A 15,412-nucleotide genomic window follows, 5' to 3' on the forward strand; every position below is an offset into this window, starting at 1 on the left:
TCACTTTATCGGACGAATATGCCAATCACTGAAAAGTGAATCTCGAATGGTCAAGTCATCCGTCAGGTTGATTTGCAGCATTCCGGCCGGTGTCCATGCGTCGATACATTCCGCATAGGTCGTGTATCGTCCGTCAGGAAACCAAACCGGGGAAAAGTGGCAGGGGCGGCCATAGGTGCTGTACTTGTTTTTCTGAAATTCAAAGGTACTGGAATATCCGGTATTCAGCCGTTTGAGCAACCTCCAATAAGTCGTATAGTTAAACTCAGGGAAGTATGCCACCACGTTCTGCGCACCAGTGATGTGGCTGCTGGGTGCGGAGGAACGGACCTGTGCCGACACGTTGGCATTTAGTCCATATCCGCTTTTCATTGTCTTGCCAGAAGCCGTAGGCGATTTTGCATCCGGCTTGGTCTGCATCTCTGCGGTCAGGCTGGCCGAATAAGAGAGCCAGGCGTATTCCCACCATCCCTCATCTTCCCACCAACCATCCTCATCCTCGCCGCCGCTGTGCCATACCCAATACTCATGCCACCAGCAGTCCCATTCCCCCCATGTCAGGGAAGTCACGTTCGGCTTGTTAGGCTTGGATGGGATAGAAAATCCATCGTTGCGGTCATTGGCCTGCGGATCGGGCGGAGGATTCTTATCGAGGTCTACAATTTGTGCCACAATCTCGCTGCTGCTCACAGAGCAGTTGCTGGAAACGGAGATTGTGATATATCCCGGTTCTTTGGGGGTACGCCATTTCACCCATGCAAGTTGTGAGCCGCCCTCCGGGATATAGATACTATTATGGGAATAGGTTCTGCCGTTGATGGTAAACCTTGCGTATGCAGGATTATCCGGTGTTTTTTGTGAACCGGTCGAAAGCGTAACCGCCGTTACCACCTCGGTATCACAGCGGTAAATCACATTGCTTTCCTTTGGTGGCTCAGGGTCAGGCTCGGAAAAGCGTATAATACCCAGCCCTAAGTTTGCAATAATGGTTTCATCATTCTGTGCCTGTGTAGTAGACCCACCCCATGCCGGAAACCCTAAATCCGGGGTTTCAAGGAACATAGACAGTGGCAGATTTTTGTGAGATAGGGATACCATCTTACTCCGCAAACCGTTTCCAACCTGTTTGTTATAAAGGGCTGCTTCGGTAGCAGTCATGGCAAACATCACACCGTTGTACTTAAAATACGCTATCGGCTCTAAAAGAATTTTATACTTCCCGCCGATCAGCGTATCATAATCAAATCCTGTGGCATTTGCTATGTCCCGAATAGTTCCTTCACGGCAGAAGTAGCTTCGGATAGCCGCAATATTGCTGGAGCCGTTTGAGCTGATAATGCGGGGCATGGACTGACTCGGTTTGTAGCAAACATAGCTGCTTGTATGTGGGGTCAATCCTATGCCACTGCGATAAGAGATTTTGCTTACCTTTCCAAAGTGAACAGCCATATCCCCATTTGTCCCATTCGACAAATCAATCGGGACCGATACGGGTGTATTGTCGCTGTCACGGACTATGGTGATACGGACACCATCGCGCCCCGGCGTCCATGAGTTCTGACTGGTTCCCTGATTCATGCCACCACCGCCACCGTCAATGTTGGGGTCTGCGGCAAAAGCGGGAACAGACAAAGAAAAAAGCATTGCCAATAAAAGCAATGCACAAATCAATCGTTTCAAGTTTTCACCTCCAAAGTAAAAAGGGATACAGCCATCAATCGCTGTATCCCTTTGGATAGGGTATTCCGTTTTTACATATCACCAACCGGATCACCGGTTCCGGCGTTGGGGGCCTCATGCACATCAGACCCACCGCCCTCATCGTCAATCCATCCAAATCCCGGCACGAAGATTTTACCGTCTTTCTTTTCTCCACCCTGCGGCTGCTCCTGTTTCGGTTCAGTCTTAGGAGAATTGGCTGGCGGAGGGCTGGACGGAGGAACGGCCTCTGACGGCGATTTCGGTTTCCCATCAGACGGCTTGCTTACTTGTCCCTGTGGTTCATTGCTGGCAGGCGGTGCCGTCTGTTCCGGTGCTGTGGATGGCGTTTCCGACGGTGGAGCCTCAGATGTATTACCGTCCTGTTTGACCTCCGGCGCTGTTTCCGGCTTAATTTCCGGCACAAAAACCTCAACCTCGGCAGGGGGCGTACTTTCCGCAGGGGTTTCCGGCGGTTGACCGCCCATATTGCTGATGTAATAGAAAAGTCCTCCTGCAAGGCAGACTGCCACAAGGGACAATGCGGTGATAACCGCTTTTTTCTTGGCTGTATAACTCTTTTTCATATGATGGCCTCACTTTCATATTGTTATGAATGGTTCAGCCCTATTTACCCATATCGCTGTTTTTACCCAACTTCATTATATCCTGAATCTTCCTGCGCGTCCAGACATTTCAGGGGGCAGAAACTGTCATTTTAGAATTTAGGCATATAGGCTGACCGTGTACGCAATTCCATCTGTAACGGCGGGAGCTGCCCCCAGCCGAAGGACAGAGGAATTTCAATGGTGATTCGGGCGTCCGCTTCCAGATTGTTGTCGGCGTTCCCCGGCGTCAGGGGTGCGTTGGACAATTCCACGGAAAGCCCTGACAGGCGGTATTCGTAGCCCTCGTCCTGCCGCTTGATGTGGTAGCCGTCCTGCTCATCCGTGCCAAGCAGATTATCAAGGCGGTAATACACATCATCATAGTCAAGGTTCTCCTGCCAGCTATCGCCGGACAGGATATAACCGCCGGAATACCCCTCACGCAGTCCGTTGTAGGCTTCGTCATAATTGGTGGTGACTACCGTGATGACCGCCTGCTGGAGTCCGTCACGGACACCCTGCACGATGATACCCAGCCTGAAAAACTCCGAGATGGCACAGATCAGAAGCAGCAGCCCTAAAATCAGGGCAACCGTCAGGGGCGTTGAACCGCCATTTTTATCTTTTATAATTTTTTTTAGTCGCATAAGCTCCGCCCCCTTTACTTGTAATAGACTTCGGATTTTCCGGTTGCCTTGGCCTGAAGCTCAATGGGGAACGGACCAAAGATGAAAAAGCCAATGTCCACCGTATCAGTCAGAACCACCTCAATATCGCCGTTGAGCTGTACTTTTCGTCCGCTATAATAGTCACAATCCCAGCGGATGTTCGGGTCAAGGCCGGTCTGCTCACGCATATCGGAAATACGAGATTCCACGCTGGTGCTTCCCTTGATTTCCGCTTCACGCACAATCTCCGCGGCGAAAATATCAAGCTGCTGTTTTGTGGTAAAGATCGGAAACAGGGAAACGGCGAAAGATACCACCAGCAGCAGGCAGAGAATACCCACGGCCACATCTAAATAACCCTCGCCTCGTTTTGATTTCAATACTTTTCTAAGCATAGCCGCACCCCCTAAAACATTCCCGACATAGCGCCGAGAATCTGATACCCCATGACCCCCATATACAGGAGCAGCATACAGCCAAGGAGCAGGAAGGAAAACTTGCGGATTTTGGGCGGGCGTTCCATAGCCAGCCGTTTCAGCCTTTGCAATTCCAGTTGCTTGAGGTCATGGGAGAGCATTTGAAAAAATACCACACCGTCATCACCCCGGAGTACACCGATCAATCCCCGCACAATGTCTGACAGCATGGCACTGGACACTCTGGCCTCAAACCGGGCCAATGCTCCCTCATAATTGCCGGTACGCATATCCGAAGTGGTGATGGCAAGTTCGTTTTTCATGGCTTTTCCTGCGTTCTTCTGATAATGCTCCAAAATGGAAAGCACATCACGGCTTGCTTTCAGCTCCTGCACCAGCGTAGACACAAAGCGGGGCAGCTCATATTCAATGTCCTGCCGCCTTGCTGTAATGAGCTTTTCCGCCTTGGTGCTTTCCGTAAAGTACACGGCAATCCCAATAATCACGAACACCGGCGACAGGATTGGCAGAAACAGCAGACATGGAATGACCCCTGAAAAAATCAGTCCTGCTTTTACGATTGCCTGTGCCGCATAGACCTCGGCAGTCATGGGGATTTCAGCAGATTTCAGAATGGCGGTCAACTTGCGTTTTTTGTAGTCATCCATAGGCAGGACTTTTGACAGTTTGACCGCCAGTTCCATAATAAAGGCGTCGGAATCCCGTGCCTGTTTTTTCGTCTTTTTACCCATGCCGAGAATCGCCTTGGTCGCCTTATAGGTCGGTACACTGAGAAGCTCCGCCATAATAAGATAAAGCCCTGCTATCAGAAACAGGGCGAAGAAAATTAAAATCATACTGTGCATTGTATAGCGCCTCCTTATCGCTTGTATTCAATGGGGCGTGTGTGTTTCGCAACGGCCGCCACTGATACAAAAATCATCCCAGCGCAGATTGCCAGCAGTATCTTCCCGAAGTCCGTAAACATCAAGGTGTGATACCATTCCTGATTGAGAAAATACATCAGAGGAATACTGCCCAAAAGGAGTACCACCATCGTGATATACTCCTTGACCGGCTCAAACAAAAGTAAGTCCAATTCAGCCGATACCACACGCATATCCGACAATTTGGCGACAATAGGCGGCAGAATGTTTTTCAAGTTATAATCATCCTGACACGCTATTACCGCGTCCACCCATTCATGAAAAACGCTGTTGTCAATTCCTGCTTTCAATCCCTCTAAGGCTTCCTTGGTATTGGAGTTGATGAGCTTTGCCTGCAACAAGAAACCCCGGAACACCTCGGCCACCGGGGGATTTAGGTACGGCTGGTTTTCCTCAATGGCACGGATAATCGTGTTTTTACCCCGAAGGTAGCTGGTAGTAATGATGGACAGCGCCGTTTCCAGTTCGGTGTTGATCTGCTTCTTATGCCTGCCTGCGGTCAGCTTCACAAAATAGAACGGCAAAAGCGCAAATCCCACCGCCAGTACCGGCACAAGAAAGCTGTTTTTCATGGTGATGGCAATCATAGCCCCCACCACAAACAGAAACATGGACAAAATACAGAGTGCCGTAAATTGCCCGCTTTTTCCGGTGATACGCAAAATCTCCTTGGTTTCAATAAAAAGCAGCTTCAATCCTTTGGGCTGCTTATTCTTCCTGCTCTTAGCGATCCTGCTTTTGAGTGTGGTGTTTCGGGGCCTCACATATTCCGCAAGCCCCTCCAAAAAAGAAAAGGGCGATAACGAAAGCAGGATAAAGCTGCCCGTTATCGCCAGTAAAAACGCAATCGTTATGAGTATTGTCACTGTGCTAAACCTCCATTTCCTCTAAATCTTCCATCAAGTCCTCATAGCCTTTATACCTCGTCACGGTATCGGACACTTCCTGCAAATCATCCACCATATCCTGATGGGTTTTAGGCAGGCTTTGGGACGCAATCTCCTTTACCATATCCGAAAAGCTGCCCAAGAAGCCCCAGCAGCTATCGGTTTCCTCACCATTTTCATAAAGGCGGAAGCCGTAGCACTGACCGGAGAGATAGTAGTCATAACATTCCACCTCGGATTTCAAAAGCGCGTTGGCTTTCTCGTAGCTCTCCGGCGTCAGGCTGCCGTATTCCTTTTCAATATCCTCCGGTGTGGCGTAAATCCAGCCTACCTGACCGGAATCCCATTCGGCGTGCTGCGACCTTCTGATAAAAGAGCTGACCGACATACTGAGCATGGAGTGGTCGTACAGGTTCAGGGGCAGAATGATGTTTCTCTCCACAGCCAGCGTATAGAGGTCAGCGTTTGACAGGGCGTCCACAAGGCTTTCAAAAATCTCCTGCCGATTTACTTCCAGCCTGCCCTCAATAGAAGCCTCGTGATACCATTTCTTAAAATAGGTATCATAGCTGCTGATTTCCCAGCTTGCCGCCGAACGGTCATATTCCAGCTTCACCTTGTCTGTCTTGCCGGATTTCACATAGGCAATGAGGGTATCGGGCGAAACACTGTCACGCACCAAAGTCTTTAGCAAATCGTTGGTGTCCTCGAAATTATGCTGATCGCCAAGGTTATACCGGCTGTGCCAGCAAATCATATGCCCGAAATTATCGTAGTCGGTGCGGGGGTTCAGCGGTTCATCATCCATCATAATTTGCAGAAGATAGGGCGCTTTATAGGCTACCATACTCATCAAATGCACCTCCCTTACGCACTTAAAAGCCGCTGCTGTAATTTCAGCGGCATACCATTCTCTCGGAGCCGCTTGCACAGGCTCTCAGACGGTTCGTGAACCTTTTCATAGTGACCGATGATTTTGGGCTTTCCATTCTCCGTGAGTGTATCGGTAATATTGAAGCGGTACAGGGTACGCATCATGGGCGCGCCCGCCTTTACACTCACACATTCGGCAATCTCCATCAGGCGGCGGCTGTTGTCCTCCAGCTTCTTGGCAAAGGCCACCACGGGAAAGCCCCTTGTGGCAAGTCCCATCAAGGTAGCGTCATCCATGGAGCTGCTTTCTTTGCACAGCGCCGCCATGCGGTAATAGGTATCCTCGCAGCCGTTGGCGTGAATGGTGGTCAGGGAGGTATGGCCGGTGTTTGCCGCTTTAATGGCTTGCAGGCTTTCCTCGCTTTTCATTTCCGCCACCACAAGAAAATCAGGGTGCATGGTAAGGGCAAGCTCCAAGAGCTTCACCATGGACACCACCTGTTTGGGATCGTCGGACTCCTTGGTAATGAAGTGAATGACATTATTAAGGACCCTGCCCAATTCATCACGCTTTACGCTGTCAAACTCACGGCAGCCTTTTTCAATGGTAATCAGGCGCTTGTCGTTGGGTATCTGATCGAGTATCCAGCTCATCAGCGTCGTTTTGCCGGAGGAAGTCGCCCCGGTCATGCACATGGAAACGCCATAATTAAAAAACACCGAAAGCATATCCAGCATTTCGGCGGTGGCAGTTCCATAGCTGACAAATTCCTCTTTTTTGAGCTTTCGGGGGTTGACGATACGGATAGACACGGACAGCCCCTTGTCCTCGTCCACAATGCCGGGGGATGTGGCGGTAATACGGATTTTATTGGAAAGATGGCCAATCACATAGGGCTTGGCATTATCCAGTATCATGCCGGACTTGTGCAGCATACGCTTGATGACATCAAGGGCGTGCTGGGGTGAGGTAAAGGACTCCTTGGTGGGGAGTACCTCGCCGCTTGCATAGATGACCTTCACATCGTCCCATTGGTTGATGTTCACTTCCTCTACATCATCACGATAGAGGTACTTAGAGAGAAAGGAAAAGCCGGTCATTTCTCCATACAGGAGTTCGGCAAGCTCCTCCGGTTCCGTGCCGTCCACGCCGAGCTGCTTTTCCTCAAGATATTTGCGGATGTAGCTGCCGATCAGCGTCCGGCTCTGCTCCGGGTCATCTTTTAACTGGTCTGCATAGTTCTTGGTGATGTACTCCTGCACATCCTTCAAGACCTCGGCAAAGGGGCGCAGGCGGATTTCTCCGCCCATCAATCCCGCATTGTTATGAATATTTAAGACATTTTGCAATTTACGTCCTCCCTTCGATTCAGGATGATTTCATATAAATGTTTCGGGCAGACCGGAGCCTTATCGGTTCTCGGTCTGCCCGGTTGGTTCCAGCTTCCGCCTTTATTGGTGTAGCAATAGGAAAAGCCGCTTGCCAAAAGGCTTTTTCCGGTTTCTCCATCCAAAATATAAGTGATGAGCCTGCCATAACCCAATGCCCTCGCCGCACGGCGGCAGGCTCCGTACAGTTTGGAGCAGGCATTGCGTGTTCCGTCCGTACAAAGCCGCAGTACCTCCACGGTCATGTGCTGGTCAATGCGGCGTGATCGAGGTCTGCCTACAATGGCAACACCGCAGAGCCTGTAATTTTCATAGCAGGCAAGAGAAAAGCGGTGTCCTCTTACGGCTTTATGGTGGCGGTGGTGCTGCGTCACATAGGCATTGGCGTCCTTTAGCTCTATATGCCCGGTGGAGAGCATCAAAACTCCCCCCGGCCTTTGGCGAAGGGAAGTCGAAAGGCTATCTTGCTCTTTGCTTTTTTGGGGGATTGTGATGCCGGGGCAGCTTCAGATGTGACCTTGGGTTTGGATTTCTCCGGCTGTATCCCCAAAATTCGTTGGATTGCCGCCGAATACCCTGCGCTTTCCGTCTGTGTCAGTGGCATCAGCAGGGCAAGTTCGTCAAACTGCTGTTCCAGCTCAGGTGCATAGGGCAGCACAAAATCCGCGCCGCCGAGCTGTTGTGCCGCAGCCTCCCAATCCTGTCCTGTTTTGAGATTTCCGATAACGGTGCTATGGGTATCCTTACGGAACCGGCTGTCCGCCAGCATGGGATTGTGGGTCAGATAATAGGAAACACCTTTCAGGTTGGCGGTTCCCAGCTTCAGCACCCTGTCCGCCAGTTCAATGGCTACGATGGATGCCGGGTCTGCTTCAAAGGTTGATGTGCAGTCAACGATGATGTAATCTGCCAGATAGCGGAGCAGGACAAAAAACTCCACTGCTTTTTCCCTTGTGATCTGCGGATAGTGCATCAGGCTTTCTCCTGCGCAATACCCCAGCAGACTGATATAATCGCTTTTTTCCGTAGGCACACAGGCGTTCAGGATAGTGGTCTGTGTAAGCGCAGGAGCCGTCAAAAGGTTTCCCAGCGAGGTATCATGCGGAACATGGGCGGGAAGTACGGCAGGGATCACCGGCGTAAAGGGGTCGCAAAATACCACAATCACATTCTTCTTCGCCGCCGAAAGCGCAAGGGCAAGTTTTAGGGCAGCGGTGGTTTTACCGCTGCCCTGACTTCCCATGACGGCAATTACTTTGCTTTCTTCCATGGTTTTGGCCTCCCTTTCTTAGTCCTGTGTATCTGGAATATTGCCGTTTGCAGACACACCCCCGGCCACACTGTCGGGAGCCGGTGCCCCGGTGCTGTCATTATTTTCGGTTTCATAGGTTAAGCCCTCGCTTTTTACAGGATACAGGGCCTCCAGCAGCTTGGCTTGCTCGGTCAAAAACTTCTGTGCGTTCTCAGCACCGCCACGATAGACCAGGGCGGCGTGAAGTTTTCCCGTCTGCTCAAGCTCCGCAAGAAGCCTTGCCTGCTGCGGTGTGACAAGAACGGTGATGGTGCTGGCAAGCTCGGTATCCTCGTTGTCCTTGGGTTGCTCTTGAATATTGCGGTCGTTGCCGCTGCTGTCGGTGGTGGCGATAATCTCAACATATTGCAATTCATCAAGGATAAGGGTTTTTCGGGCCTCGCCCACATCACTGGCAATCAGGGAGACAATATCCCCACGCTCCAGCTTGCCGGACAAACCGGCCGCAAAGCTCTTGATGGTGACGGAAATAGCTCTATTCGTGCCGTCCAGTCCGCTGAGATATTCATTTTTTAGTTGGGGCGTATCGGAGAGCTTGCTTTTCAAAATGTAATCGCCTTTGTAGAGGTCGGCATTGGCGAATTTGCCGATGACATCCTCTTTTTTATAGATCACATCAGAGGGCAGATTGTAGCCGCCGGTTTCCACGGCGGTAATCATGCCTGCCGTAATTTCATCGCCTTTTTTAATTTCAGTGGTGACACGCACCAGCTCCACTTTGGACTGGAGCGCATTATTGAACATGGGTGTCAAGCCGAAGCAAATGATGAGGGCTGTGATAATGCACAGCAGCCCCACCACAATTCTGTTTTTAAGTAAATCTTTCATATTGTTGTTATCCTCCATATCGTTATTAAGTTGGGAAAAGGGTCAGGAATGCCCCGAAAGCTAAAAACGGCGCAAGGGGCAGGCTTTTTTGCTCCCTGCAAAATGCACGGTTCCAAAGCAGGGCGATTGCAAGCCCCCATATCATCATCCAGATACCGCCTGTTACGCCGAGGGAAAAGCCGCTGGCGGCCATGAGCTTTACATCACCGCCGCCGATTTTTTCCGTTTTCAGTGCGGCAATCAGGAATGGCAAGGGGACGATTAGAAAACCCAAAAGCGCAGGCAGGGGCTGAAAGTGAATCAGCCCTGCCATGGCAATCATCAAATGCAGACAGTCGGGGATTTCATAGGTCATAAGGTCAAAGACCCCGGCCACCATCAGGACCTGGCACAGCAGGACACAGCGCAGAGCCGTTGGGGTAAATCCGTACAAGCAGAGAAAAACCGCCGTCACAGTCATACTGAGAACGGCGGTTTTCGGTGCGGATTGCTTTAGTATTCTGCTGATGGCCATGTCGCACAGGCTTCCTGCAAACAGGGCAAGGAGCAGGCAGGCAAGAAAAAGACTCCAGCCGTCAGCGTTCCAGTTCATCGGTCTGCTCCTGCATTTTCTGCTTCTGTGCTAAGATTGTCGTGCGCGCATTGGCCATTCCTAAGATAATTCGGTCGAGAGTTTCCTTGTCGGTAGCTTTTTCTCCAAAGCAGACCAGACAACGGTAAGTAGATGTAAGCGGATCATCTAATCTACTCATAGCCTGTAGTTGTGTATCCGTGAAGCGATTAAATTCTTTCATATGCTGATACAGGACGGTAATCAAGTGTTCAAACTCGATGTTCGGCTTACCCCGGATTTCCTCATAGCGTTTCAGGTACTCCTGACAATCTGCGTAGTCATTCTTCAGCTTGTCATCATACTCACTTTGCCAGTATTCTCTTTGTATAAGCCTCGGTTCTTCTTCCTGCTGATAGCTGGTGATCCGCTGTACCATGGCACGGTAGTTTTCTGCCCGTTCCATTTCATCCATGGGCAGCGCGTCCCATTGTGCCAATACTTCTCCGATATGCTGTTTGGTATCCAGAATAAAACGGTCGAAATATTCTATTAGGCCGTCCCACAGGAAACCGCCATTTTCCTTAATCTGCTCACAGGCTGCCGTCAAGGGTCTGCCATAAAACAAAAGAGCCTCCACATCGGAATAACATCCCGAAAGTGAGGACTCCATATGGGTCAGAAGCTGCCTTGCCGTAGTAATCATTTCCGCCAGTTCTTCCACATCGCCGTCCATAAAATTGGCGGTTCGTACCATTTCATTGTAATCGTCATGAGCTTTAGAAAGAAGCAGCGAAAGCCGTTCTTCAAATGCCATATCATCCCTCCATTTCTTTGACTTGCTTAATAGCTTCCCGTATATCAAGGCCGTCGATTTCATCGCCAAGGCACACCCAGCCGTCATACTGCTGCCTCGCAAACAGCTCTGCACGGGGAACATCCCCCATAAGCTGTTTAATACGGCGGCGCACCTCATCCGGTTTCTTACTATGGTATTCCACCGGCGTATCTACAATGCAGTGAACCGCTTTGGATAAGCGTTTCGGCTTGCCCCTCGATGCGATCAGGCACAGTTCGGGGTTGGCTCTCGTCCAAAAGCCAAGTCCCCAAAACCATTTTTCTGCTGTTTTTTGCACCGCTTGACCCAGCAAAAGCCGAGGGTTTTGTAAGTAAACCCCCAACGCTCAATGGCTTTCAGCCCCTCCAGCAGACAAGGGAATGTCACCCACAGAAACAGCACACAGTCCTTATCTGCAATCCCTGCCACATCAAGGTTAAAAATATCCTCGGCGCTCATGGTATGGTAATGGTTTTCGGCGCTGCGCCCCTGTCCCTTTTGGGAATAAACCTTATAAGACCACGGTGGGTCTACATAAAGAACAGAAAACCTCATAGGCAGCCACCCGGCAGGCGCACCCCAATCTCATAGACAATATTGACCGTAACGGCATTTCCAGCCTGTCGGTAAAGCTGGGCATCGCTGATGCCTGCCGCTTTTGCACGTTCAAACAGGTAGTCCTCAAAGGCTTGCAGCCGCCAGCACTCTCTCGGCGTCAGCCTGCGGATACGGCAGCATAGGAGAACGCCCATGCTCCCGCCTGTCATCAGGGTTTGGGAACACTGGCGGCCGACACGCCCTCTGCTCCTATGGCTGTTGGGATAGGCCAGATTGATTCCGTCGCCGGGATACGCCATTGTGCAGCCGTCTTTTTTATCCTCTCTGATAGGCAGACCGTCTTTCCACCCCTCACAGCAGCACAGCAGGATGCCGTGCTGATCCTGCGTTGTCAGTGTAAAGCTGGGTTCTCCCGGCTCTTTGAACCGTCTGCCGTTCTGCCGCTTTTCCATGCGGTCGGGAGTGATAACTGCCATCACGCAGTCCGGGTGTCCGTGGCATAAAAAGACACCGGAGGTTTCCCCCCGGTGGTTGCCAATGCCTGAATATTGCCTTGCCCGGATACACCGGGCGTTTTGCGTCAGCTCCGCATCCTCATTCATATCAATAAAAGCGGCACAAGTATGGATTTGTGCAGGAACGGCGACATTTAATCCCTCTCCCTTATTCGTCGTGAGTGTTGGTGAAAGGCCTTGCGTACCGTATACGTTTCCATTCATACCATTGCCGCTCGGATTGGTATTGCCCAAGCAGACAATACCTCCCGCATGATCGCTCTGCTTGATATCTTGATTGAAGGCGGTGAACGCCGCACAGGGTGCAATCTCTGACAGCACAGCATTTTGATCCTGATTGCGGTTTAGACCACGGGTGTCGCTGGCGGTCAGGGTATGGGCCTGATTGATAGCCTCGATAATTCCTTCTTTGCGGTTGACGGACACGGCATAAAGCCCTGTACGTCCGGCAAAACCGCCGCCCTCCGCTGTCAGAGTCACGGAAACACCGTTTATGTCGTAGACCCGTTTTCCTTGGCTTCCGCCGATAAGCTGCTTAACAGGCGCCGTGTTTGCTCCGCCGATAGGAAATACCTTTCGTCCACGGATTCCTCCAAAATGTCCAACAAGGTACACTCGCTCCCTGTGCTGGGGAACGCCGAAATGCTTTGAATTGACGGCCTGCCATTCGCAGTCATACCCAGCTTCCCATAGTTCAGCGAGAACGGTGGTAAATGCCCCGCCATTCTCGCTTGACAGCAGATGCTTAACATTCTCAACGATAAGCCGCTGGGGTCGATTTTCGGGACTCGCGCTTTTGAGCAGGCCAACGACTGTAAAAAACAGTCCGCTTCGGCTTCCTCTAAGACCTTCCATGCGTCCTGCGATGGAAATGTCAGTGCAAGGAAATCCAAAAGTCCAGATTTCAGCTTTTGGAATTTCTCCTGCTCGGATTTGTTTAATGTCTTTGGCGTACCATTCGCCTGTGCAGTTTTTCCCATCACAGTTTTTTCTCACCTCCGGTTTACACATCATAGAAAAATTAGAGCCTGCATCTTCCCGATAAGGACAAGGTGCAAGCTCGTACATTGCCATATAGCTTTTATTTGCATATTTATCAATTTCGACATGACCGACACAGGTATGTCCGCTTCTTTCGAGACCTCTACGGAATCCGCCGATTCCTGCAAAAAGGTCAAGAAACGTCAAAATGCTTCCTCCTATCTCATACCCCATTCATCCTGCATACGGTAGGGGTAAATCTGCTGGCTGCGCCGAAACCGGAGCATATCCCCGATTTGGTCAACCACGCTTTGATTGTTCTGGTCTTTGGTACACATCATCACCGAACCGAAAATGCCGGACAGGACTGCCACTACGGTCAGCGCCACATTTCCGGCAATCAGCCACAAAAGAGCCGCCACAGCACCGCCGAACAAAGAGCCGATGATGCTCTGAAAAAGCTCCCTTTTTCCGAAGCCGTTAAACAGTTCATTTTCGGCTTTTACGCCGGTGGGAATGTACAGATTGATATCGTTTAACACATAGAGAACCTCCTTCACGAAAAATTCATTTATAAAAACAGCACTCTCAAAGTCAAAAATACTTTGAGAGTGCTGTGAGGGTATAACTTAGTCTATCACTTCTTCGACATTAAAAAGTAAGGCTTTAATCTTCCGTTGTAATTCCAAGTTTGCGTTTGTTTGCAATTCCCCGCAGAATAAATCAATTATCTTTTTTAACGTATCACATGACGATATTCGATCTATATCGCTGGGGGGAATGCTTGTTTGCACTGACTGAAATACACGCCCATTGTTAATTGTGCCAGCAAGAGCCGGTGATAGTTCGAGTAACAGTCGTGTGAACTTTGCCAACGCTTTACTAGGAACATCAAGTTGTACTGGGGACTCAATTTTTATTTCGAGAACCTTCTGCTCAACGCTAAATGTTAGACTTTTTTTGTTGCGGACTGTTTTCAACGCATGGTACTTGTCGATTGCTTTCTGGATTTCTGATTTGATAGTTCTTAAATCAAACTCCTCTCTTTTTTTGTCATTTGCAATTTCTAGTTTCACAATATAGTTATACATACTTCAATCTTCCTCCTTCGACGAACAAATTATTTTTTGTTTGCTATGTTTATATTGCCTCACATTATTGCCTTTGTCAATACAAAGTTTTATTTGTTTGTCAAGTTATATTTTGTTCGGAAAAAGATGAGTTGTACCTATATATTGTAATAGTAGAACACAATCTCTTTGATCTGCCAGATACATTCGGCGATCACATAGAAAACTACGGTGTTTTTCGCCCGCTTCCTATACCGCGCCTGTTCTTCCTCTGCCGATTGCAGGCAGATCATGCAGTAAATAAAGCGGAACACCGCACCCAAGCGGATAAGGGAAATGACCGCCGTGGAAATATCGTCGAGGGTTATCATTTCATCACCGCCTTTACTTGACCATACCCTTTGCCATACCCACAAGGCGGACGGAATGATACATATTGTTGATGACACCTGCGCCGCCTCCGCCGGTGGGAACCATAAACTCACTGAGGAAACGAGGGGTCTTGATGGCAAGCACGATGCAGGCAATGCCCCAAAAGATATTCATTATGCTTACATTCATCATCATGCCGACACCCAGCTTGCAAAGGCATATCTGCACCACCACCGCAAAGGTGGTCTGAAAGAATTTATTGATATAGGTCTTGAAAATGCCCTTGTCGCTGTCCAGTAAGCCGACGCAGGCAAGAGGCAGGCCAATGCGCAGAATCATAATTTCCAGCCCTCTCATCAGGAATTGGAAATACAGCACAAAGTAGCATATCACGAAAACCAACCCGAAAATGGCTGTCACCAGTCCGAGTGAGCTGATCCCGTTTACCCAAGCCTGCCAGTTATAGCCTGTGCTTGCGCTGATTGCCGCCATCAGTTCATCCGTCAGGCTTTGCGTGATCTCGGCAAGCCAGCCGTACATGACCGGAAAGCAGACCGCCACGGCAATGGCCTGGATAAAACGAATGACCAAATAGGCCGGTTCTGCGTCCGGGTCGCCGTCCGTCCACATGACATAGCACTCAAATCCTTTTTTCAGAAATTTGAGGATAATGAGGGACACGCCAAAGCCCAGCAGAATATCAAACAGCACGCTCACCATACTGCCGCCGCCTACCGCCGTCATGTACTGGTCGGCGTTTAATGTCATGGGAACAAGACCGGAGAGCATTTCATCAATGAATATCACCGCGCCGTTTAGAATCGCAACAATCAGCAGTACAAGAATTACTTCCAATCGAACATCACCTCCTTGCCCTGCGGGATCTCCCGCAGGGCATAAAT

The 15,412-nt window shown here is 50.0% G+C and carries 20 protein-coding genes; all 20 read right to left on the reverse strand.

Annotated elements, in window-relative coordinates:
- The 20 genes from CLOSA_RS17765 to CLOSA_RS17855 all read right to left on the reverse strand — a co-directional run bounded on the left by CLOSA_RS17765 (position 1) and on the right by CLOSA_RS17855 (position 15,365).
- Positions 1-1,680 carry a hypothetical protein gene (locus CLOSA_RS17765; RefSeq protein WP_013274122.1) on the reverse strand — a complete coding sequence of 560 codons (1,680 nt, stop codon included), beginning with the start codon at positions 1,678-1,680 and terminating at the stop codon, positions 1-3.
- A gap of 71 nt (positions 1,681-1,751) precedes the next feature.
- Entirely contained in the window at positions 1,752-2,285 is a 534-nt protein-coding gene (locus CLOSA_RS21920; protein WP_013274123.1) for a DUF6550 family protein, read from the reverse strand.
- 131 nt (positions 2,286-2,416) lie between these two features.
- Positions 2,417-2,953, reverse strand: a complete 537-nt coding sequence (locus tag CLOSA_RS17775) for a hypothetical protein (protein ID WP_013274124.1) — start codon at positions 2,951-2,953, stop codon at positions 2,417-2,419.
- A gap of 14 nt (positions 2,954-2,967) precedes the next feature.
- Entirely contained in the window at positions 2,968-3,369 is a 402-nt protein-coding gene (locus CLOSA_RS17780) for a DUF4320 family protein (protein WP_013274125.1), read from the reverse strand.
- A gap of 11 nt (positions 3,370-3,380) precedes the next feature.
- Entirely contained in the window at positions 3,381-4,256 is an 876-nt protein-coding gene (locus tag CLOSA_RS17785) for a hypothetical protein (RefSeq protein WP_013274126.1), read from the reverse strand.
- 14 nt (positions 4,257-4,270) lie between these two features.
- A complete protein-coding gene (locus CLOSA_RS17790) occupies positions 4,271-5,203 on the reverse strand; it encodes a type II secretion system F family protein (RefSeq protein ID WP_013274127.1) in 933 nt (310 codons plus the stop codon).
- Positions 5,204-5,207: 4 nt separating this feature from the next.
- Entirely contained in the window at positions 5,208-6,077 is an 870-nt protein-coding gene (locus tag CLOSA_RS17795) for a hypothetical protein (protein WP_013274128.1), read from the reverse strand.
- Positions 6,078-6,091: 14 nt separating this feature from the next.
- On the reverse strand, positions 6,092-7,447 hold the full coding sequence (locus tag CLOSA_RS17800; RefSeq protein WP_013274129.1) for an ATPase, T2SS/T4P/T4SS family: 1,356 nt from the start codon (positions 7,445-7,447) through the stop codon (positions 6,092-6,094).
- Entirely contained in the window at positions 7,432-7,905 is a 474-nt protein-coding gene (locus tag CLOSA_RS17805) for an XF1762 family protein (RefSeq protein WP_013274130.1), read from the reverse strand. Before CLOSA_RS17805 ends, CLOSA_RS17800 begins: the two co-directional genes overlap by 16 nt.
- On the reverse strand, positions 7,905-8,756 hold the full coding sequence (locus CLOSA_RS17810) for a hypothetical protein (protein WP_013274131.1): 852 nt from the start codon (positions 8,754-8,756) through the stop codon (positions 7,905-7,907). Before CLOSA_RS17810 ends, CLOSA_RS17805 begins: the two co-directional genes overlap by 1 nt.
- 18 nt (positions 8,757-8,774) lie before the next feature.
- On the reverse strand, positions 8,775-9,626 hold the full coding sequence (gene cpaB / locus CLOSA_RS17815) for a Flp pilus assembly protein CpaB (RefSeq protein WP_013274132.1): 852 nt from the start codon (positions 9,624-9,626) through the stop codon (positions 8,775-8,777).
- Positions 9,627-9,651: 25 nt separating this feature from the next.
- Entirely contained in the window at positions 9,652-10,218 is a 567-nt protein-coding gene (locus CLOSA_RS17820) for a prepilin peptidase (protein ID WP_013274133.1), read from the reverse strand.
- The gene (locus tag CLOSA_RS17825) at positions 10,202-10,993 is read right to left on the reverse strand and encodes a hypothetical protein (protein WP_013274134.1); all 792 of its coding nucleotides are present in this window, start codon (positions 10,991-10,993) and stop codon (positions 10,202-10,204) included. Before CLOSA_RS17825 ends, CLOSA_RS17820 begins: the two co-directional genes overlap by 17 nt.
- Before the next feature lies 1 nt (position 10,994).
- A complete protein-coding gene (locus tag CLOSA_RS23790) occupies positions 10,995-11,312 on the reverse strand; it encodes an MT-A70 family methyltransferase (protein ID WP_456300571.1) in 318 nt (105 codons plus the stop codon).
- Positions 11,240-11,569, reverse strand: coding sequence for an MT-A70 family methyltransferase (locus CLOSA_RS23795; protein ID WP_456300572.1), 330 nt, complete (start codon positions 11,567-11,569; stop codon positions 11,240-11,242). The genes CLOSA_RS23790 and CLOSA_RS23795 overlap by 73 nt, the downstream gene beginning before the upstream one ends.
- A complete protein-coding gene (gene dcm / locus CLOSA_RS17835; RefSeq protein WP_013274135.1) occupies positions 11,566-13,275 on the reverse strand; it encodes a DNA cytosine methyltransferase in 1,710 nt (569 codons plus the stop codon). Before dcm ends, CLOSA_RS23795 begins: the two co-directional genes overlap by 4 nt.
- 11 nt (positions 13,276-13,286) lie before the next feature.
- On the reverse strand, positions 13,287-13,610 hold the full coding sequence (locus CLOSA_RS17840; RefSeq protein ID WP_013274136.1) for a hypothetical protein: 324 nt from the start codon (positions 13,608-13,610) through the stop codon (positions 13,287-13,289).
- An 87-nt stretch (positions 13,611-13,697) separates the two neighbouring features.
- Positions 13,698-14,159: a hypothetical protein gene (locus CLOSA_RS17845; RefSeq protein ID WP_013274137.1), complete on the reverse strand. Its 462-nt coding sequence runs from the start codon at positions 14,157-14,159 to the stop codon at positions 13,698-13,700.
- Between the two features lie 137 nt (positions 14,160-14,296).
- On the reverse strand, positions 14,297-14,509 hold the full coding sequence (locus CLOSA_RS17850; RefSeq protein ID WP_013274138.1) for a hypothetical protein: 213 nt from the start codon (positions 14,507-14,509) through the stop codon (positions 14,297-14,299).
- A 13-nt stretch (positions 14,510-14,522) separates the two neighbouring features.
- On the reverse strand, positions 14,523-15,365 hold the full coding sequence (locus tag CLOSA_RS17855) for a conjugal transfer protein TrbL family protein (RefSeq protein ID WP_013274139.1): 843 nt from the start codon (positions 15,363-15,365) through the stop codon (positions 14,523-14,525).
- Between the last annotated feature and the right edge of the window lie 47 nt (positions 15,366-15,412).

The sequence above is a fragment of the [Clostridium] saccharolyticum WM1 genome (assembly GCF_000144625.1).
Taxonomy (GTDB): domain Bacteria; phylum Bacillota; class Clostridia; order Lachnospirales; family Lachnospiraceae; genus Lacrimispora; species Lacrimispora saccharolytica.